Below are 19,309 nucleotides of genomic sequence, written 5' to 3'. Positions count from 1 at the left end.
TAGCGCCCGACATCAACTGCGCCAGCCTTCAACTGACTAGCCTTCAACTGCGCCCCTTCAACTCGCTTGACGAAATCGCCCATACGGACAACAAAGCCGCCATGCTGAATCAGACCAAACCGGATCCCGTTCGGTCGCCCTTGCTGGAAACGGCGCAAGGCATCCGCCACGGCTACTTCACGCGAGTCGGCGGCATTTCCAGCGGCATCTACCGGGGCCTCAACATCGGCACCGGCTCGAACGACGACCAGACGCTGGTGCGCGAGAATCGCCGCCGGGTCGCCGAATGGATGGGCGTGCCTGCAAACCATCTGCTGACCGCTCACCAGGTTCATTCGCCGGACGTCGTCATTGCCAGGGAGCCTTTTGCCGGCGAGCGGCCCAAGGCCGACGCCATTGTCACCGACCGGCCGGGCATTGCCGTCGGTGCCTCGACCGCCGACTGCGGACCGGTCCTCTTCGCCGACGCCGAGGCGCGCATTATCGGCGCCGCCCATGCCGGCTGGAAAGGCGCTTTCACCGGAGTGCTGGAAAACACCATCGCGGCAATGGAAAGCCTCGGCGCCCGGCGCGACCGCATCGTCGCAGTGCTCGGTCCTTCGATCGGCCCACGGAATTACGAAGTCGGACCGGAATTCGTCGCCCGTTTCGTCGACGCCGATGCCGGCAATGCTCGCTATTTCGCGCCCTCCGCAACTGCCGGACACGCGATGTTCGATCTCAACCGCTACACGGTCGACCGGCTGACCAAGGCTGGCGTCAACGCCGAAGGACTTGGCCGCTGCACCTATGCCGAGGAAGAGCTTTTCTACTCCTATCGGCGCAGCACGCATCGCAACGAGCCCGACTACGGGCGGCAGGTTTCGGCAATCGTTTTGGAGGCTGACTGATGGCGCTGCATTTCGAACGCTCGGAATTCGACGCGCGGCGCGATCGACTGATGATCGAGATCGCCGAAAAGAAGCTCGACGCCGTCCTGCTGTTTGCCCAGGAAAGCATGTATTGGCTAACCGGCTACGACACCTTCGGCTTCTGCTTTTTCCAGTGCCTGGTGGTCAAGGCCGACGGCTCGATGGTGCTGCTGACGCGTTCGGCCGACTTGCGCCAGGCGCGCCACACCTCGATCATCGACAACATCGTTTTGTGGACGGACCGCAACGGCGCCAATCCGGCGGTAGATCTGCGCAATCTGCTCAACGAGCTTGACCTGCTCGGCGCCCGGATCGGCGTCGAATACGACACCCACGGCCTGACCGCCTATAATGGCCGGCGCCTCGACGAGCAGTTGCAGACCTTCGGGCAGATCGCGGATGCCTCCGGCATTGTCAGCCGGCTACGGCTGTTCAAGAGCCCGGCAGAAATCGCCAAGGCGGAAAAAGCCGCAAATCTGGCCGACGACGCGCTGGACGCAGCACTGCCGCTGATCAAGCAGGGCGGCGATGAGGCGCTGATCCTCGCCGCCATGCAAGGTGCGATCTTTGCCGGCGGCGGCGATTATCCGGCCAACGAGTTCATCATCGGCTCCGGAGTCGACGCCCTGCTTTGCCGCTACAAGGCCGGTCGCCGCAAGCTCACCAAGAACGACCAGCTGACGCTCGAATGGGCCGGTGTCTTCCACCACTACCATGCGGCAATGATGCGCACGGTGTTGACCGGCAAGGTATCGAAACGCCACCAGGAATTGTTCGATGCCGCCCGCGCCGCGCTACTTGCAGTCGAGAAGGCGATGACGCCCGGTAATACGTTCGGCGACGTGTTCGACGCCCATGCCCGCACCCTCGAAGCCCACAATTTGACCAAGCACCGGCTCAATGCCTGCGGCTATTCGCTCGGCGCCCGCTTCACCCCGTCCTGGATGGATATGCCGATGTTCTATCAGGGTAATCCCGAACCGATTGCGCCGAACATGACGCTGTTCGCCCATATGATCATCATGGACTCCGAAACCGAAACCGCGATGACGCTTGGCCGCACCTATCTGACCACCGAATCCCAGCCGAAGCCGCTGTCCCGCCATGATCTCGACTTGATCGTGCAGTGAATCCATAATGGAAAGAGTGTGAGGGGCGTTCGTCGCCAAGGAGTTTTCAGGCTAATGAGACGATCGCATGTGACGACCGTGTCATTGCTCGTGGCGCTGGCACTGGCGGCCTGCACCAATGCGAAGGACGTTCTCGAACCCTCGGCCATTGCCCCGCAATCGACGCAATCGCTCTCCGGAGCCGGAGGTGCCGCAACGCCCCCCGCAACTCCGGCTCAGCCTGCCGGCACCGCGCAAACCGCAGATACAGCGCAGCCTTCCGCTGCAGCAGCCGTGCCGCCCGCCAAAAGCGCGGCTGCCATTGCGCGGACCCGGCTGCAGGTGGCGCCGATCGTCGGCGCCTCAGTAGAAGCCGCGACACCGCTGACCGCCGAGCTTCAGACACGCGCCAGGCAGCGCGGCATCACCTTGGCCGGCAGCACCGACCAGACCCCTACGCATGTGCTCAAGGGCTATTTCTCGACCATGACGGAAGGCAAGGACACCACCGTCATCTACGTCTGGGACATCTATGACCCGGCCGGCAACCGGCTGCATCGCATCAACGGCCAACAGAAGGCGCCCTCTGTTGGCGGCGGCGAAGGCTGGGCGGCGGTCGAGCCGGCGACCATGCAGGCAATTGCCGACCAGACAATCGACCAGTTCGCCACCTGGCTTGGCGGCGGCGCCGGCTGACCTGGAGCGTGATTCCGAAAAGTGGAATCCGGTTTTCGGAAAAGAGCATGCTCAGACTGAAAGTTAGAAGCTATCCCGATTCCGTCGGCATGGAACTGGCTCTATCGCCGCATGCTCAAGCCGTAAGCGTTTATTGAGATTAGCCGGCGGATTCCCATTCACGACGCTTGCAATACCGGCGCGGGCCGCTAAAAGCCCGACTAAGAGGCTGGAGTGCTATCGGAGTCTCTCAATCCTTCGCCAGGAACGGTGCATGAAGCTCTTCGCGGGCAATTCCAACAGGGTGCTGGCCGAATCAGTCGCCCGCTACCTCAACATTCCGCTGGGCAAGGCCAGCGTCAGGCGCTTCGCCGATCAGGAAATCTTCGTCGAGATCCAGGAGAATGTGCGCGGCGAGGACGTCTTCATCCTGCAGTCCACCTCGTTCCCGACCAACGATCATCTGATGGAACTGCTCATCATGATCGACGCCTTCATGCGCTCTTCGGCCAAGCGCATCACTGCGGTTATTCCTTATTTCGGCTATGCCAGGCAGGATCGCCGTGCCTCGGGCCGCACACCGATCTCGGCCAAGCTGGTCGCCAACATGATCACGAGGGCGGGCGTCAACCGGGTGCTGACCCTGGATCTCCATGCCGGCCAGATTCAAGGCTTCTTCGACATCCCGACCGACAATCTGTTTTCCGTGCCGGTCATGGCCCGCGACGTAAAAGCGAAATACAAGCAGCTTGCCAATGTCATGGTGGTGTCGCCGGATGTCGGCGGCGTGGTCCGCGCCCGCGCGCTCGCCAAGCGCATCGACGCCCAGCTTGCCATCGTCGACAAGCGCCGCGAGCGCCCCGGCGAATCGGAAGTCATGAACGTCATCGGTGACGTGCGCGGCAAGGATTGCCTGTTGATCGACGACATCATCGATTCGGGCGGCACGCTGTGCAATGCGGCCGATGCGCTGCTTGCCGACGGCGCCACCAGTGTCACCGCCTATACTACCCATGGCGTTTTGTCCGGCGGCGCCATCGCCCGCATCGGCGCCTCGAAACTGCAGGAACTGGTCATCACCGATTCCATCCAGCCGACCCAGGCAGTGCTGGACGCCGCCAATATCCGCGTCATCTCCATCGCCGAATTGATGGGCGAGGCGATCTCGCGCACGGCGACCGAGGAATCGGTGTCGAGCCTGTTCGATTGATGCGTGTCGCGCAAAGTGCAGCGGTTTTGCGATAACGACATGCATAAAATCAAGAACCCAAAGCGCCTCGCATGAGGCCGGTCGAACGCGACGCCCTTCAGGGCTGCGACTCAGGCCGAGCCGGACCGCTTATTCGTCGCACACCTTCGCCAGCATCACGGGCGCCCCGCATGTAACCGCGTGGCGAGGCTCCCAGCATGCGCTTGAACATGGTGATGAACGCCGGCACGCTGTCATAGCCGAGATCGAGCGCCACCCTCGTGATCGGCTCGCCGTCGGCCAGCCGTGGCAGCGCCGCGAACAGACAGGCCTGCTGACGCCAGGTCGACAGCGACAATCCGGTCTGGCGGTGGAACGCGCGGGTGAAAGAGCGGCGGCTCATGCCGACGATAGCGGCCCACTCGTCGATCGTCGCATGCGGTGACGGTGCCGAGACGAAGCGCCGGCACAGCGTCGCCAGCCTTGCATCGGACGGGAACGGAAGGCCGAGCGGCCGTTCCGGCAGGTTCGGGATTTCGTGCAGCAGGAGCTTCATGATCAGCCCGCCCCGCCCCTCCAGCTCGGCGCCTTGCGGCAGCTTTTCCGATTCCACGATCAGGCTGTGCATCAGGTCGGTGATGCCGACGACACGCAACCCGTCCGGCAGGCCGGGAATGGCCTCCGGCATCACATAGACGGACCGCATGCTGACGTCGCCCAGCATCTCGACGGAATGTTCGGTGCCGGCGGGGATCCACATCGCGTGGTCCGGAGGCACCATCCAGCGCCCATGCCGCGTCGTCACCAGCACGACACCGACCAGCGCGTGCAGCAACTGGCTGCGGCTATGATGGTGCCGTGGCACATGGTAGCCGTCCGGATATTCGGTCGGCAGCGCCACTGCCGGCCCTACGGCCTGCTCCAGCCATTGCCAGCGACGCTCATGCAACAGCCCGAGATCGGTGTCGCCCGCTCTGAACATTTCCCTGCCATGCGGCATCAGCTATGGCCCACTTGCGAAACTATTGGACCAAACCACGAAAGAAGTCGCGTGACAAGCAACGTATAAGGCTGCGGCCTATAAGACCGCCTGCGGAAGCGCCCGCTAAAAAGACCACGGAGCCTGCCTTGACCGATACCACAGCAACCGCCGACGCCAAGCCGGCAGCGGCCAGCCACATTTCAGCTCAGGCGACGGCCTTCACCGTCATCCTGGCGGTGAGCTTCTGCCATTGCATCAACGACATCATGCAGTCGCTGCTGTCGGCGATCTATCCGCTGCTGAAGGACAATTACGGTCTCGATTTCTGGCAGATCGGCCTTTTGACTTTCACCTTCCAGGTGACGGCATCCTTGCTGCAGCCGGTGATCGGCATGATTACCGACAAGCGGCCGATGCCTTATTCGCTGCCCTACGGCATGGCTTCTTCGCTGATCGGGCTGGTCGTGCTGGCCTATGCCGGACATTACTCGCTGCTCCTCATCGGCGCCTCGCTGATCGGCATCGGCTCGGCGATCTTCCACCCGGAATCCTCGCGCATCGCCCGCTTCGCCTCTGGTGGCAGGTTCGGTCTGGCACAGTCGCTGTTCCAGGTCGGCGGCAATTTCGGCCAGGCCATGGGTCCGCTGCTGGCAGCTTTCATCGTCGTGCCCTTCGGCCAGACCAGCATCGCCTGGTTTGCCGGCGGCTCGCTGATCGGCATCATCGTGCTGTGGCAGGTTGGCGGCTGGTACAGCCGCCTGCGCGCCGCACAGGGCACCCGCAAGGGGGCAGGCTTCGTCTCGCCTTTCCCGCGCCGCAAGGTCCTGGGCGCGCTGGCGATGCTGACCTTGCTGGTATTGACCAAGAACGCCTACATCGCCAGCCTGTCCAGCTACTACACCTTCTATGCCATCCATAAATTCGGCGTTTCGGTGCAGATGTCGCAAGTCATGCTGTTCCTGTTCCTCGGCGCCTCGGCCCTGGGCATCCTGCTCGGCGGCCCGTTCGGCGACCGCTACGGACAGAAGGCGATGATCTGGTTCTCGATCGTCGGCGTGCTGCCCTTCACCCTGGCCCTGCCCTACGCCAATTTCGAGTGGACAATGGTTCTCACCGTGCTGATCGGCCTGATCCTGTCCTCGGCCTTCTCGAACATCGTCGTCTTCGCGCAGGAACTGGTGCCCGGCCGCGTCGGCATGATCGCCGGCATCTTCTTCGGCTTCGCCTTCGGCATGGGCGGCATCGCCGCCGCCGTGCTTGGTGTCGTCGCCGACATGAAGGGCATCGATTTCGTCTTCCAGGTCTGCTCCTATTTGCCGCTGCTCGGGCTGCTGACGGTTTTTCTTCCCAACATGAAGGAGGCGAGGAAGCTCAAGGCGGGGACCACGATCGGGTGAAGTTTGGGTTGGACTTCGGCTTCCCCGCCCACCGGGCAGCGCGAAATTCGGTTCTCGACATAGACTTCGAGCCGGTCAGGGCCGCCGCGTAGCGACATCGCGGCCATTGGCTGACACGCTCCGTCATCTGAACTTGAAAGCACGCGTCGCCCGCATCAGCCGGAATGCCTGCTCGGCAGCGTTCGCCAGCAGCGTGTCGGCGTCACGGATCGCGTCTTCGAGGGAACACGGTCGGCACAGAATGCTGAAGAAGGCATCGATGCCGATGTCGTGGGTCGCCTCTGCACCTGCTCCGATCGTTCCGGCCAAGGCGATGACAGGCAGATTGTGACGTTTCGCGCGCCGGGCAATCTCGGCTGGTATCTTTCCAAAGCTCGTCTGACCATCCAGGCCACCCTCGGCTGTCATGACGATGTCGGCGTTTGACAGCCGATGATCGAGATCCATATACCGCAGAATCAGGTCGAAGCGCGGATGCAGCCGGGCCCCAGCAAAGGCGTGAAGTCCGGCGCCGAGTCCCCCGGAAGCTCCTCCGCCGACAAGCGGCGTCACGTCGACGCCGAGGTCGCGGCGAACGACGTGAGCGACATTTTCCATGCCCTGCTCGAGCAAAACCACCTGGTCAGGTGTTGCACCCTTTTGCGGGCCGAACACCCGGGCGACGCCTCTCTCGCCGAGCAGCATGTTGTAGGGATTTACCGCGACGTCGATACGAACATTCGAAAGGCGATGATCACGACTGGAAAGATCGACACGAGCTAGCGATGAGAGGGCCGAGCCGCTCCCCGAAATGGGACGGCCGCCGCCATCGAGCAGACGCACGCCTAATGCTTGGGCCATGCCGGTTCCTGCATCGTTGACACCCGAGTCACCGCAGCCGATCAGAATTCTTTCCGCGCCAAGATCGAGCGCAAAACGAATCAACTCACCAACCCCATAACTTGTAGTGCGGGTCGGGTCACGCATGTCCGTGGGGACGAGCCGGAGCCCGGCAGCCGCCGCGATTTCCAGAACTGCTGTCCGTTTCTTTCTTCGCCCGAGAAAACCGACATTGGCCGCCACGGGTTGTCCCACCGGTCCCGTCACTGTGACGGAATGCAGCTCGCCATCAGACAATTCAACAAGGGTCCGCGTAAAATCCTCGCCGCCATCCACCATTGGAAGGCCCAGGATCTTTGCTGTCGGAACGGCATTGCGAACGCCCCGCGCCAATGCAGCGATGACATCACGAACCCCGAGGCTCTCCTTAAAGCCGGAGGGTGCGACCAATACTCGAAGCCGTCTTCGTTTCGTCAATCCTTTCTTTTTCGACATTCTACGGCTCTCCAGGAAGTTGCAGATGGAGCGTGTTGAGCAGGGCTCCGGTGGCTGGCCACACGGCGACCGCGAACACGACGATGAGGATGAACTGCATCGGCAGCAGGATTGAGCTGAGCAAGGCGAGGTCTTTCGGGCCGTAGCCTTCCTCGTCGACCCCCGCGAAAAGCGCCACCGGTTTCGCGCAGATCGCGAGGGTTTGGCAAAAGCCAGTCGCCGAGACGAGGACAAACATTGCAAGGAGAGGGTCGAGCCGCGCTGTCGATGCGAGCATTAGCGCCGGGGGCAGCAGCACCGAGACACGCGCCGTGCGACTGTGGATCACGAGATGACTGAAAAGCCCAAGCAAGGCTAATAAGGAGATAAGCGCCAACGGGCCCAAGCCGGTGCCGCGCAGTGGATCGACCGTCGTCTCGATCAACCACCGATTGAGGCCTGATGCCGTCAGGCCGTCTGCCAAGCAGATCGTCGCCGCCAGAAACAAGAGCAGCTTCCACTCCGCACTCTTGATTGCATCGCCAAACGCCACGGAGCCGACTCCAGGAAGCGTGGCCAAGAGAGCGCCGCCAAGAGCGATAACGGTGGCATCAAGTCCGTGGACAGGTTCGGTCAGCCACGCGATGACAACCCCGCCGGCGATCCAGAGTATCGGCTGCCGTGCCAATCCGGCACCGCCACTAGTCACCGTCGTTGGCTGCAAAAGGGTCATCCGCCGTTCGACCGGCGACAGGAAAAGCCGGAGCAGGCATTCGACCGAAAGGAAGGTGCTCACAGCCGCAAACGGCAGGCCGAAAGCGATCCATTCCAGATAGCTTACTTTCACACCCGCGAGGCGGCCGACCATTTCGATCGCCAGCAGATGGGCACCGGCGCCGACGGGTGATGCAATGGCCGAGAGCAGGATAACAGTGGGGAACAGCAGCGCGAAGGCCCTTCGCAACCGGGCGCTTCCACAGCGTCCCGCGATCGCCTGATAGGCGGGGATCATCAAAGCTGCGCGACCTGAGGTCGACGGAATGACGAAGGCTGTGGCGATCATGACGGCCGTCAAAGAATAGGCGATTGTGCGAACCGATTGCATGCGCCCCGTCACGAGGCCGAGAACGCGATCTGCGACCCCACTCGCCTTGAAGGTGGCCGCCAATATGAAGGAGGCAAGCAATAGCCAGATCAACTCATCGCCGAGCGCATGAAACAGCGCGCCTGGATCACGGTTGACCAGCAGCGCCATTGCCAATCCGGCGGCGATTGCAACGAAGGCATCGTCGAACCGCGTTAAGGTCCACCCGATGATCGCGACAAGCAGGATCTCGAGCGCTCGCCGGGCGTCGGACGGGAGCGCGGGGAGGCCGAATTCAATGATGGCCACACACAGGGATACACAGGTTCCGATCAGTGCGGCTCGCCATATCGGCCAGAGCACCGGCGATGTCCTTTCCCGAAGGGTGGCGTCACTGTCGGTCCGAAAATCTACTTGTGCCAACCGAAACCTCGTCTAGTTCGTCGCCAACGTGGCGATGAGGGCGTCGCACACCCTCCGCTCGAACTTAGGAGGTTCCGATTAGACGCTTGGGAGGGCTCCGGTTAGAATTTGGTGAGAGGCATTATCCGATCGCCGGCAGGATTACCGCATGACCGTTCGAGGCCGCATCTTCCTATTTCAAGTCGTCATTCTCGCCCTTGTCGGACTGATTTCAGGACTGGCATTCGCAACACTCCAGCTGACAGAGGAATTCGTCCGCCGAATCGACAGCGTCCACGGGCGGTTCGAGGCGCTCGCCGAACTCAATGGGCATGCCAACAATTACACCGAGCAACTCGCTGAAGTCTTGCTGCTTGGGCCCGAGCAAATGCCGGATTTCGAAGCGGCACGAGAAGCAGTGAAATCCGGATTCTACAAGCTGGAGGGCGCCACTCGCGAGGAACTCGGCGCTCTCGGATATTGGAGCGATAGACACCAGGAGGAGGCCGAACTCAGATTCGTCGGCCGCATCAACGCGCTGTTTGAGGCGATCGATCGGGCCGCCCAGCGACTGTTTAGCCAGCGAACAAAGGGGGATCCAAAGGGCATCGTAGACGCCTTCCGCAACGATGTGGAGCATCGACTGGAGAACGATCTCGAAGAAATGATTGAAGCCGCTTTGCACGAGGAGCGCAGGGAGGTTGGAGAGGAACTCGCCGGCGTCCGTGGCGCACAATGGCGACTGCTACTGCTGACCGGCGGCTTCGCTACGTTGCTCATGCTAGGCAGTCTGGGGTTCGGCCTCGTCCTGCGACGATCAATCGCCACACCTGTGCGTGAACTGAACGAAAGCGCCAAAGCCATCGCTGCAGGCAAGCTCGACCATCGCGTTTCCGCGACCGGACGCGACGAGTTCGCTTCCCTCTCGCGAAGTTTCAACAGCATGGCCGAGGCTCTCGAGATCGAACGTGCTGCTCTGATTTCGGTACAGGACCGCTTGGAGGCGGAGGTTCAGTTGCGCACCCGTGAACTGCGGAAAGCCAATGAGCAACTGAGAGCGATCGATAGCCGACGCACACAATTTTTTGCGGAGGCAAGCCACGAACTCCGCACGCCGTTGACGATTCTCCGCGGAGAGGCCGACGTTGCCCTCCGCGGCCAACCGCGTGTTCGACCTTACCGCGAAGCTCTGAGCCGAATCCGCAATTGCGCTGAAGATATGGCTCGCAACCTGGGGGACCTTCTGGCATTCGCCCGCTCCGAAGCTGAAAATTTCAGGTTCTCCTTGCACAACATCGATACCGGTGAGGTTGTGAAGGCGGCCGTTCAGGAGGCTTCCGTACTCGCAGGTCCCAAGCAGATATCCGTTAATCTGTCGCTCAACCCAGATCATTGCCTCATTCGGGGTGACGCCCAGCGCCTAAAGCAAGCGCTGCTGATCGGCTTCGACAACGCCATAAAGTACTCAAAGCCATATCAGACGATAGCAGTCGAGATGGCTGAGCGTCATGGAATGCTTGAGATCGCCATCCGCGACAACGGTTCAGGGATCGATGCCAACGATCTCCCGTTCGTGTTTGACCGTTATTATCGCGGGCGTGTCGGCGGGAGGTCCGCAGCCGATGGCCTTGGTGTTGGCCTCGCGATCGCCAAGGAGATTATAGACGGGCACAATGGCACAATCGGCCTTGAAGGAATTGAGCCTTCGGGAACCCTCCTCAGAATCAGACTGCCGCTGGTACATCGCACCCATGATTCGAATCCTGATCGTTGAAGACGACCGGCGTGTCTCCGACTTTCTCCGCCGGGGGTTGGAGGCCGAAGGCTTCCACGTGAGTGTCGCGGAGGACGGTCGCGAGGGACTAGCCATTATTCGTACGGATCCATTCGATCTCGTGATCCTGGACCGTCTGCTTCCCTACCTGGACGGCCTTGAGCTGTGCCGGATCGTGCGATTGGAGCAGCGGCCGGTTCTCATCCTGATGCTGACCGCGAAGGAGACAATTCAGGATCGCGTAGATGGGCTCAAGGGCGGTGCCGACGATTACCTGACGAAACCGTTTGCGTTTGATGAACTGGTGGCCAGGATTGACGCGCTGCGCCGACGCCGTCAGGGTGCAGTGGATCGGCAGTTGCTTCGAGTGAGCCGCCTCAATCTCGACACGAGCGCTCGTCGTTTTGCGGACGGCGACCGGGAAATCAGCCTTACCCGACGTGAATTCGACCTTCTGCATTTTCTCATGCTCAATGCGGGGAAAGTGGTTAGCCGCGAGCGCATCCTCAACAATGTCTGGTCATACAGCTTCGAACCCGGGACGAAGATCGTGGAGGTATACATTCGCTATCTGCGTGCGAAGCTCGGGCCGGATGCATCGGCCAGCATTCAGACGGTTCGTGGGATCGGCTACATGCTGGTCGAGCGGAAGCCATAGAAGGTAGAGCGAAACTCTTTATCGCACCGTTCTCGCCACTCGCTGGAAACCTTCCCTTCCGCAACGCCGGTTCCACCGCTTGTTTCCGAATAGGTGTTCATTGGCTCCCTTCCATGCTGCCGGCGCGCGCCGTCCACCCGCCGTGGGCATTGCCCCGCCGCGGTCCCACCTTTCCATTTGTGTTCGGGCTTGGCCGGCGACGCCGATTTGGCGGCCGTTAACCGCTTTCGTAATTCACGCCCTCTACCCCCAGGCCTGCAGCCACCCAGTCGGGGAAGCCGCCTTCGAACCGGCGCGAGGCCCAGCCTCGTGCCCTGAGGATTGCCAAGGCGTCGGCCGACAGAACGCACTGGACTCCACGACAATAGGCGACAACGACCTTTTCCCGTGGGAGCGCCGCAAGCCGCTGCTCCAACTCGTCAGCGGGAATGTTGATCGCACCCGGCAAATGCCCCGCTACGAATTCGTTCTGCGGCCTGACATCGAGCAGCACGACTTCGTCGTTTCGCATGCGGCGCACGAGTTCCTCGCGCGAGATGTTTTCCAACCTGTCCGGCTGGCTGATGCTATCGTTGATAAACTCACGGATCTGCTGGCGTCTGTGGTTTGCAAGATTTCGCAGCGCCGCAAGCACGTTTTCGATTGGGCCATCTGCAAGCCGGTACAGAACGCGTTTTCCGTCTCGCCGGGTCTGCACCAAGCCCGCTCGCTTGAGGTGCTGAAGATGCTGCGACGTATTCGCTAACGCGATCCCGGAAAGTTGCGTCAGTTGTTCGACGGCCAATTCGCCATCGGCAATGTGACGCAACAGAACCAGCCGGTGGGCATGCCCCAAGGTGCGGGCGAGATCCGCTATTTCGTCGAAGATTGGGTGGTGAACGTCCGCGCTTTTCATATGACATAGCTAGCATCACTCAATCAATCAATCAATATGTTGAATGATTGATTCTTTTTGGCTAGTGTCTGACAGGTGAAACAGGAGATGCCAAAATGTTGGAGTTCGTTGTCCGTGCGGCCGTCATTGGAATCGGCGCGACAGCCCTGATGGATCTCTGGGGATGGTTTCTGAAGCGAATGTTCGCGATTCCACCGCTTGATTACGCCTGGGTCGGCCGCTGGATCGGGCACTTTCCACATGGACGTTTTGCACATGCGAATATCGCACAAGCTGCCCGCGTTCGCGGCGAAACCGCCATTGGATGGAGTGCGCATTACGCGACCGGCATCGTATTTGCCGCAGCGCTGATTGGAGTGTGGGGCCTCGACTGGGCACGGCACCCGACAGTGCTTCCGGCCCTGTTGATCGGCGTCTGCACCATCGTCGCCCCGTTCTTCGTGATGCAACCGGCTTTTGGGATCGGCATCGCGGCTTCGAAAGTTCCCAATCCGCGCACTGCGCGCCTGCGCAGCCTTATGGCCCATCTGTCTTTCGGGGTTGGGCTGTACGTTGCAGGATTGCTTTCGGCACTGCTACTTCCGGCCTGATGGGACACGGTCCATCCCTGGCGCCCTTCCGCCCGCTTGCACCTCGCGCCGCCTTCGGCTATAGAGCCGCCACCCGCGTAGACACCCTTGGAGGCAACGCGGCGGAAGGCTGCCTTCCCTTGTGATCCCGAACAAAAGGTCCGCTTGCTTATGCGGCTGCTGGCTTTCGGATATGCAGGCCCGGTGGCTTTCGACGTTTACGGCCCAGCCACGCTGACCGTGAGCGCTCCAGAACAACGCGAAAGGAAATGCCATGAGCCACGATACTTACGAGCTCAAGGCCGAAGCGCGCGAACAGGTCGGTAAGGGGTCCGCCCGTGCAGTTCGCCGCAACGGTAAAGTGCCTGCAGTGATTTACGGCGACAAGCAGCCTCCCCTGGCGATTGCGCTGACCTACAAGGACATCTACTACAAGATCCATGGCGGCGGGTTTCTGACCACGGTCGCCACGATCGATGTCGACGGCAACAAGATCCAGGTTCTGCCCAAGGATTTCCAGCTCGACCCGGTCAAGGATTTCCCTGTCCATGTCGATTTCCTGCGCATCGGCAAGGATACCGAAGTCAATGTCGACGTGCCCGTGCACTTCATCAATGAAGACAAGTCGCCCGGTATCAAGCGCGGCGGCGTGCTCAACATCGTGCGCCACGAGGTCGAGTTCCACTGCCCGGCCAATGCGATCCCGGATTTCATCACCATCGATCTCACCGGTACCGATATCGGCGATTCGATCCACATTTCGGCCATCACCTTGCCGGCCGGCGTCAAGCCGGTGATCTCCGACCGCGACTTCACCATCGCGACCATTGCCGGCTCCTCGGCGATGAAGCCGGAGGCCGCGGAAGAGACGACTGAAGCGGCTGAGCCCGAAGCGGCTCCTGCCGCCGAAGAGAAGTAACCCCTTCCCGCCCGGAGGCGACGATGCTTGTCTTTGCAGGCCTCGGCAATCCGGGCGCGAAATACGCCAACAACCGGCACAATGTCGGCTTCATGGCGGCGGACGCGATCGCCCGCCGCCATTCCTTTTCGCCCTGGTCGAAGAAATTCCAGAGCCTGATCGCCGAAGGCACGCTTGCCGGCGAAAAGGTGATCCTGATCAAGCCGCAGACCTTCATGAACCTGTCCGGCCAGTCGGTCGGCGAAGCCTTGCGCTTCTACAAGCTCGGCCCTTCGGCGCTGACTGTCTTTTATGACGAGATCGACCTTGCCTCCGGCAAGGTGCGGGTCAAGGTCGGTGGCGGTTCCGGCGGCCACAACGGCATCCGCTCGCTCGACCAGCACGTCGGCAAGGATTTTCGCCGTGTGCGCATCGGCGTCGGCCATCCCGGCGTCAAGGAAATGGTGCACGGCCATGTGCTTGGCGATTTCGCCAAGGGCGACCGCGAATGGCTGGACGTGCTGCTCGACGCAATCGCCGATGGTGCCGGATTGCTTGCCAAGGGCGACGACAATTCGTTCATGAACCGCGTGACGCTGGCGCTGCGCGACAAGCTCACGCCGACGGACGACGACGATCGCCCGCCGCCCAAGGCGCCAAAGGCGCAAAGCCACGTCCGCCAGGCGCGGCCGCAGCAGCCGGCGGCCAAGCTGCCCGAAACCGGCCCGATGGCGGCCATGCTGAAGAAGCTTTTTGGCGGCAAGGACTGAGCCATGGATCTGGATGACATTCAGGAATTGGTCCGTCTCATCAGACAGAAGTATGTTGATTATTTCGTCGCCGCTGCCGGCGAACTTGCTCGCAACAGCCAAGGATCGCATGCGACCGAAATCAAGTTTTCGAACGTCGATTCCTTCTATCGAAATTTCATCGCGGTTGATTTCGTCAGTAATGACGGACAGCCAAATCCGCAATTCATCAACAGCGATTCCTATGTGAAATTCTCTCCGGATATTCACGCCGGGATGGGTGGAATGGATGTCCTCATCTCACCTTTCAGGTGGGATGAGGTTCATTTTAAATTCCCTATGAATGAGCTCGACGGCGATCTCTTCGACGAATGGTTTCGCGGCTGGTTCGATATCGATGGCGAGCGTGAAACATCGGAGACCGTCGGAAACGTCATTCACAGTGCGCAATTGCTCGACGGGCAACTGACCATCGATTTTGGAACCGCTGAGGTCGACGCGTTCTGGCATCTTCTGCAAATACTGAGCAGGTCCGGCGTTCGTTCGTTGGCGATAGGCACCGATGACATCGCGCAGCGTCTGAATTGAATTGCGCCTTGACGATCATCGGCGCTTTCGCCCATAGCCCTGATCAAATTTCGATTTCCCGATAGGACCAGACAAAAATGGGTTTCAAATGCGGCATCGTTGGCTTGCCCAATGTCGGCAAGTCGACGCTCTTCAATGCGTTGACCAGGACGGCGGCGGCGCAGGCCGCCAATTATCCGTTCTGCACCATCGAACCGAATACCGGCGAGGTGGCGGTGCCCGACCCGCGCCTGCAGAAGATCGCCGCGATCGGCAAGTCGAAGGAGATCATCCCGACCCGCATCTCATTCGTCGACATTGCCGGCCTAGTGCGTGGCGCCTCCAAAGGCGAAGGGCTTGGCAACCAATTCCTCGCCAACATCCGTGAGGTCGACGCCATCGTCCATGTGCTGCGCTGCTTCGAGGATGACGACATTACCCATGTCGAGGGCCGCATCGATCCTGTCGCTGATGCCGAGACCGTCGAAACCGAATTGATGCTTGCCGACCTCGACAGCCTTGAGCGCCGCATCGTGCAGATCCGCAAGCGTGCCGCCGGCAAGGACAAGGAAGCAGCGACCGTACTTCCGATGATGGAAGCGGCGCTTGAACTGCTGCAGGCCGGCAAGCCCGCCCGCATACTGCTCAACGGCATCTCGGCTGAGGATCTGCGCATCCTGCAGGGGCTGAATCTCTTGACCTCACACCCGGTGCTTTACGTCTGCAACGTCGCGGAAGCCGATGCCGCCACCGGCAACGCGCATACCAGGGCGGTCGAGAAGATGGCCGCCGCGCAAGGTGCCCGCACCGTTGTGATTTCCGCGGCGATCGAGGCCGAGGTCGCCCAGCTCTCGGACGAAGAGGAGATGGAATTCCTGGCAACGCTCGGTCTGGACGAACCCGGCCTGAACAAGGTCATCCGCGCCGGCTACGAGCTGCTCCAGCTCATCACCTACTTTACCGTTGGCCCCAAGGAGACACGCGCCTGGACCGTGCACAAGGGCGCCAAGGCGCCGCAGGCGGCAGGCGTCATCCACACCGATTTTGAGCGCGGCTTCATCCGCGCCCAGACCATCGCCTATGAGGACTTCGTCAGGCTGGGCGGCGAAGTCGCGGCCAAGGAGGCCGGCAAGGCGCGCGACGAAGGCAAGGAGTATGTCGTCCAGGACGGCGATATCATGCTGTTCAAGTTCAACACCTGACCCGGCGAGGGAGCCCAATGGTCACCATTGCCGTCGCTCGATGACAAACTTCAAAGCAGGGTCTCGCAGTGCCTCTTGCGCTGCTTGACGGGCCATCGTGCGGGGTCTAAGGGGCCTCTGCACCGGCCTCGCGCCTCGCCTGCCCGTGTCCGTGCGATGTGACTGACGCGCCCCCTCCAAACGAACGCTCTTTGGCAACAGCAAGGGAGACCCGGCGATGATCAAGGCCTTCGTCGTCGACAATGATCGCCTGCGCCTGGTCGACGATCTCTTGCAAAACAGCGACACTGTCGTCTGGGTCGACCTCTTCAACCCGACAAAGGAAGAAGAGACCACGATCGAGACCTGGCTCGGCATCGCCGTTCCGACCCGCGAAGAGATGGAAGAGATCGAGATCTCGAGCCGTCTCTACGTCGAGGACGGCGCCTACTTCATGACCGCCATTCTGCCTGCGCAGACCGAGGTGAACGATCCCTTGATGTCGCCGGTCACCTTCGTGCTCGCCGGCAGTAGGCTGATCACCGTGCGCTACCACGAGCCGAAGGCGTTCAAGACCTTTCCGCTGCGCGCCGAGAAGGTGGCGACCGGCTGCACCAGCGGCGACACCATCCTGATCGGACTGCTGGAGGCGATCGTCGACCGCCTCGCCGACATTCTGGAGCGCGCCGGCCGCGACGTCGAGACGATCTCGCGCGACATCTTCGAGGCACGCTCGACCAAGGTTTCCAAGCGCAACCGCGACTTCCAGGAGCTGTTGAAAGGCATTGGCCGCAAGGAGGACCTCGCCTCCTCGATCCGTGACAGCCTGATCTCGCTGCAGCGCCTTGCCGGCTTTCTCGCCCATGCCTCCACGCAAAGCAGGATGAGCAAGGACAGCCGCGCTCGCATCAAGACGTTGTCGCGCGACGTCCTGTCGCTCGCCGACCACGCCACCTTCCTGTCGCAGAAGATCAGCTTCCTGCTCGACGCGACGCTCGGCATGATCTCGATCGAGCAGAACGCCATCATCAAGATCTTCTCCGTCGCCGCTGTCATCTTCCTGCCGCCGACGCTTGTCGCTTCGATCTACGGCATGAATTTCGACATCATCCCTGAGCTCAAATGGCACTTTGGCTATCCCTTCGCCATCGGCATGATGGTGCTTTCGGCAATCCTGCCCTTCTGGTATTTCCGCCGCCGCGGCTGGCTATAGGGTCGTCAATACCGCGCTGCGGCTTGGGCGCAGCGGGCTGGCGCAATAGAAATTGCTTGACCAAATGCCACGCTGCCTGCATCCGGGACCCGGACCCGTAGCGATCGTACAATCCTGAACAGGATTTCCAGACCATGACCGCAAAGACCTGGGCTTATGAGGATTTTGTCGAGGGCGCTTCGCTCGACCTCGGCACCAAGCTGGTAAGTGCCGCCGAAATCATAGAATTCGCCGGTGAATTCGATGCCCAGCCGATGCATCTCGACGAGGCCGCGGGCCAGGCCAGCATTCTCGGCGGGCTGGCGGCTTCGGGCTGGCACACCTGCGCCATGTTCATGCGCATGCTGTGCGATGCCTTCCTGCTCGACTCGACCTCCCAGGGCGCGCCGGGCGTCGACCAGGTCAAATGGAAACGGCCAGTCCTGGCCGGCGACCTGTTGACCGGCAGCACCACCGTCCTTGCCAAGCGACTGTCCAGATCGAAGCCCCGGCTTGGCCTGGTGACCATGCGCAGCGAGTTGTTCAACCAGCGCGGCGAAGGTGTTTTCGAGCTCGAAAACACCGTCATGTTCCTCACCCGCGAGGGCAGTGCGTGAGCCTCGACGAATTCTTCTGCATCGGTATCACCGTCACGCTCGGTTCACATCGATTCGAACCGGAGGCGATCAAGGCGTTCGCCCGCAAATACGACCCGCAGATATTCCATATCGACGAAGAGGCGGCGAGGAACAGCATATTCGGCGGGCTCTGCGCCTCGGGCTGGCACACCGCCGCCACCTGGATGAAATTGAACCTCGAGGCTGGCATAGAGGCAGAGGTCGCCCGCTGGCCCGGTCCTGGGCCGGTGCCGGAATTCGGCCCCTCGCCCGGCTTCAAGAATCTCAAATGGCCCAAACCTGTCTATGCCGGGGAAACCGTGACTTTCACCCGCACCGCGCTGGCCCATCGCCCCATCGCCTCGCGACCGGGCTGGCGGCTGCTGACGCTCCGCTCGGAGGCCTTCGATTCGACCGGCGACAAGGTCATCGAATTCGAAAGTGCCGTGCTGGTGAAGGTGGAGTGAGCGGAGTTCTTTCCCTCTCCCACAGGGGAGAAGGAAGAAACGCTCAATGCCCCTCAAACCCGATCAGCGTCCTCACCGGTACGCCGAGCGCCTCTAACCTCTCTCGGCCGCCAAGGTCCGGCAGGTCGATGACGAAGCAGGCGGCGAGGATATCGGCGCCGATCTGCCGCAATAGCTTGACGGCCGCCTCGGCCGTGCCGCCGGTGGCGATCAAATCGTCGACGAGGATTACCTTCTCGCCTGGAGAAACACCGTCCTTGTGCATCTCCATCTCGTCCAGCCCGTATTCCAGGCTGTAGGCGACGCGCACCGTCTCGTAAGGCAACTTGCCCTTCTTGCGGATCGGCACGAAGCCGGCCGAGAGCTGGTGGGCGATGGCGCCGCCGAGGATGAAGCCGCGCGCCTCGATGCCGGCGATCTTGTCGATCTTGAGGCCGGCATAGGGATGCACCAGTTCGTCGATGGCGCGGCGGAAGGCCCGCGCATTGCCGAGCAGCGTGGTGATGTCGCGAAACAGGACCCCCGGCTTGGGATAATCCGGAATGGTGCGGATCGCGGCAAGCAGCGTCTCTTCGAGCGAGGATTTCATCAAGCGGCTCTCCGGGCCTTTCAGATTCGGCTGAAGACGTGAAGGGAATTGGCCAATCGTAACCCGGTGCAGCCAAGTCCGGCTACCGCCATGTGACGCCTGACGGAAAAT

Annotated in this window: 20 protein-coding genes; 15 read left to right on the top strand and 5 right to left on the bottom strand. The window is 61.4% G+C overall.

The features are described from left to right. Nucleotides 1-101 precede the first annotated feature (101 nt). From pgeF to NKI16_RS20470, 4 genes are all read left to right on the top strand, one after another. Nucleotides 102-890 (top strand): peptidoglycan editing factor PgeF, encoded by a 789-nt coding sequence (gene pgeF, locus NKI16_RS20485; protein ID WP_023678424.1) that lies wholly within the window; start codon nt 102-104, stop codon nt 888-890. Next, nucleotides 890-2,041, top strand: coding sequence for a M24 family metallopeptidase (locus tag NKI16_RS20480; RefSeq protein ID WP_023678425.1), 1,152 nt, complete (start codon nt 890-892; stop codon nt 2,039-2,041). The genes pgeF and NKI16_RS20480 overlap by 1 nt, the downstream gene beginning before the upstream one ends. 54 nt (nt 2,042-2,095) lie before the next feature. After that, complete coding sequence (locus NKI16_RS20475; protein WP_352568005.1) at nt 2,096-2,716, top strand: hypothetical protein; 621 nt, start codon at nt 2,096-2,098, stop codon at nt 2,714-2,716. Nucleotides 2,717-2,969: 253 nt separating this feature from the next. Further along, on the top strand, nt 2,970-3,905 hold the full coding sequence (locus NKI16_RS20470; RefSeq protein ID WP_023678427.1) for a ribose-phosphate pyrophosphokinase: 936 nt from the start codon (nt 2,970-2,972) through the stop codon (nt 3,903-3,905). Nucleotides 3,906-4,002: 97 nt separating this feature from the next. Here NKI16_RS20470 and NKI16_RS20465 read toward each other — a convergent pair whose 3' ends face one another. Next, on the bottom strand, nt 4,003-4,884 hold the full coding sequence (locus NKI16_RS20465; protein WP_023678428.1) for an AraC family transcriptional regulator: 882 nt from the start codon (nt 4,882-4,884) through the stop codon (nt 4,003-4,005). A gap of 128 nt (nt 4,885-5,012) precedes the next feature. On the opposite strand from NKI16_RS20465, the gene NKI16_RS20460 reads away from it, so the two are divergent. Then, complete coding sequence (locus NKI16_RS20460; protein ID WP_352568006.1) at nt 5,013-6,263, top strand: MFS transporter; 1,251 nt, start codon at nt 5,013-5,015, stop codon at nt 6,261-6,263. Nucleotides 6,264-6,386: 123 nt separating this feature from the next. Here NKI16_RS20460 and NKI16_RS20455 read toward each other — a convergent pair whose 3' ends face one another. Both NKI16_RS20455 and NKI16_RS20450 read right to left on the bottom strand, forming a co-directional pair. Then, complete coding sequence (locus tag NKI16_RS20455; protein ID WP_051406170.1) at nt 6,387-7,577, bottom strand: glycerate kinase family protein; 1,191 nt, start codon at nt 7,575-7,577, stop codon at nt 6,387-6,389. Nucleotide 7,578: 1 nt separating this feature from the next. Next, the gene (locus tag NKI16_RS20450; protein ID WP_352623100.1) at nt 7,579-8,949 is read right to left on the bottom strand and encodes an SLC13 family permease; all 1,371 of its coding nucleotides are present in this window, start codon (nt 8,947-8,949) and stop codon (nt 7,579-7,581) included. Nucleotides 8,950-9,211: 262 nt separating this feature from the next. On the opposite strand from NKI16_RS20450, the gene NKI16_RS20445 reads away from it, so the two are divergent. Beyond that, the gene (locus tag NKI16_RS20445; RefSeq protein WP_352623099.1) at nt 9,212-10,816 is read left to right on the top strand and encodes a sensor histidine kinase; all 1,605 of its coding nucleotides are present in this window, start codon (nt 9,212-9,214) and stop codon (nt 10,814-10,816) included. Beyond that, nucleotides 10,794-11,474, top strand: coding sequence for a response regulator transcription factor (locus tag NKI16_RS20440; RefSeq protein ID WP_352623098.1), 681 nt, complete (start codon nt 10,794-10,796; stop codon nt 11,472-11,474). The genes NKI16_RS20445 and NKI16_RS20440 overlap by 23 nt, the downstream gene beginning before the upstream one ends. Nucleotides 11,475-11,691: 217 nt before the next feature. Here NKI16_RS20440 and NKI16_RS20435 read toward each other — a convergent pair whose 3' ends face one another. Continuing rightward, nucleotides 11,692-12,369 carry an ArsR/SmtB family transcription factor gene (locus tag NKI16_RS20435; RefSeq protein WP_352450508.1) on the bottom strand — a complete coding sequence of 226 codons (678 nt, stop codon included), beginning with the start codon at nt 12,367-12,369 and terminating at the stop codon, nt 11,692-11,694. 95 nt (nt 12,370-12,464) lie between these two features. Here NKI16_RS20435 and NKI16_RS20430 point away from each other — a divergent pair, with 95 nt between their 5' ends. The 8 genes from NKI16_RS20430 (at nt 12,465) to NKI16_RS20395 (ending at nt 18,609) form a co-directional block, all read left to right on the top strand. Then, nucleotides 12,465-12,959 (top strand): DUF2938 domain-containing protein, encoded by a 495-nt coding sequence (locus tag NKI16_RS20430; RefSeq protein ID WP_352450509.1) that lies wholly within the window; start codon nt 12,465-12,467, stop codon nt 12,957-12,959. Nucleotides 12,960-13,212: 253 nt separating this feature from the next. Next, complete coding sequence (locus tag NKI16_RS20425) at nt 13,213-13,857, top strand: 50S ribosomal protein L25/general stress protein Ctc (protein WP_023678438.1); 645 nt, start codon at nt 13,213-13,215, stop codon at nt 13,855-13,857. Nucleotides 13,858-13,880: 23 nt separating this feature from the next. Next, nucleotides 13,881-14,606, top strand: coding sequence for an aminoacyl-tRNA hydrolase (pth, locus tag NKI16_RS20420; protein WP_352782460.1), 726 nt, complete (start codon nt 13,881-13,883; stop codon nt 14,604-14,606). Nucleotides 14,607-14,609: 3 nt separating this feature from the next. Then, nucleotides 14,610-15,173 carry a hypothetical protein gene (locus NKI16_RS20415; protein WP_352782461.1) on the top strand — a complete coding sequence of 188 codons (564 nt, stop codon included), beginning with the start codon at nt 14,610-14,612 and terminating at the stop codon, nt 15,171-15,173. A gap of 77 nt (nt 15,174-15,250) precedes the next feature. Then, complete coding sequence (gene ychF / locus NKI16_RS20410; protein WP_352782462.1) at nt 15,251-16,354, top strand: redox-regulated ATPase YchF; 1,104 nt, start codon at nt 15,251-15,253, stop codon at nt 16,352-16,354. A 217-nt stretch (nt 16,355-16,571) separates the two neighbouring features. Then, a complete protein-coding gene (corA, locus tag NKI16_RS20405; protein ID WP_352841381.1) occupies nt 16,572-17,546 on the top strand; it encodes a magnesium/cobalt transporter CorA in 975 nt (324 codons plus the stop codon). Nucleotides 17,547-17,680: 134 nt separating this feature from the next. After that, entirely contained in the window at nt 17,681-18,142 is a 462-nt protein-coding gene (locus NKI16_RS20400) for a MaoC family dehydratase (RefSeq protein ID WP_352782464.1), read from the top strand. Then, on the top strand, nt 18,139-18,609 hold the full coding sequence (locus NKI16_RS20395) for a MaoC family dehydratase (RefSeq protein ID WP_023678444.1): 471 nt from the start codon (nt 18,139-18,141) through the stop codon (nt 18,607-18,609). The genes NKI16_RS20400 and NKI16_RS20395 overlap by 4 nt, the downstream gene beginning before the upstream one ends. A gap of 43 nt (nt 18,610-18,652) precedes the next feature. Here NKI16_RS20395 and NKI16_RS20390 read toward each other — a convergent pair whose 3' ends face one another. After that, nucleotides 18,653-19,198: an adenine phosphoribosyltransferase gene (locus tag NKI16_RS20390; protein WP_023679476.1), complete on the bottom strand. Its 546-nt coding sequence runs from the start codon at nt 19,196-19,198 to the stop codon at nt 18,653-18,655. Nucleotides 19,199-19,309 lie beyond the last annotated feature (111 nt).

It is taken from the genome of Mesorhizobium sp. M0698 (assembly GCF_040320455.1).
Lineage (GTDB): Bacteria > Pseudomonadota > Alphaproteobacteria > Rhizobiales > Rhizobiaceae > Mesorhizobium.
Note: the sequence above shows the minus strand (reverse complement) of the source record. Positions and strands in the feature narration are given on the sequence as shown.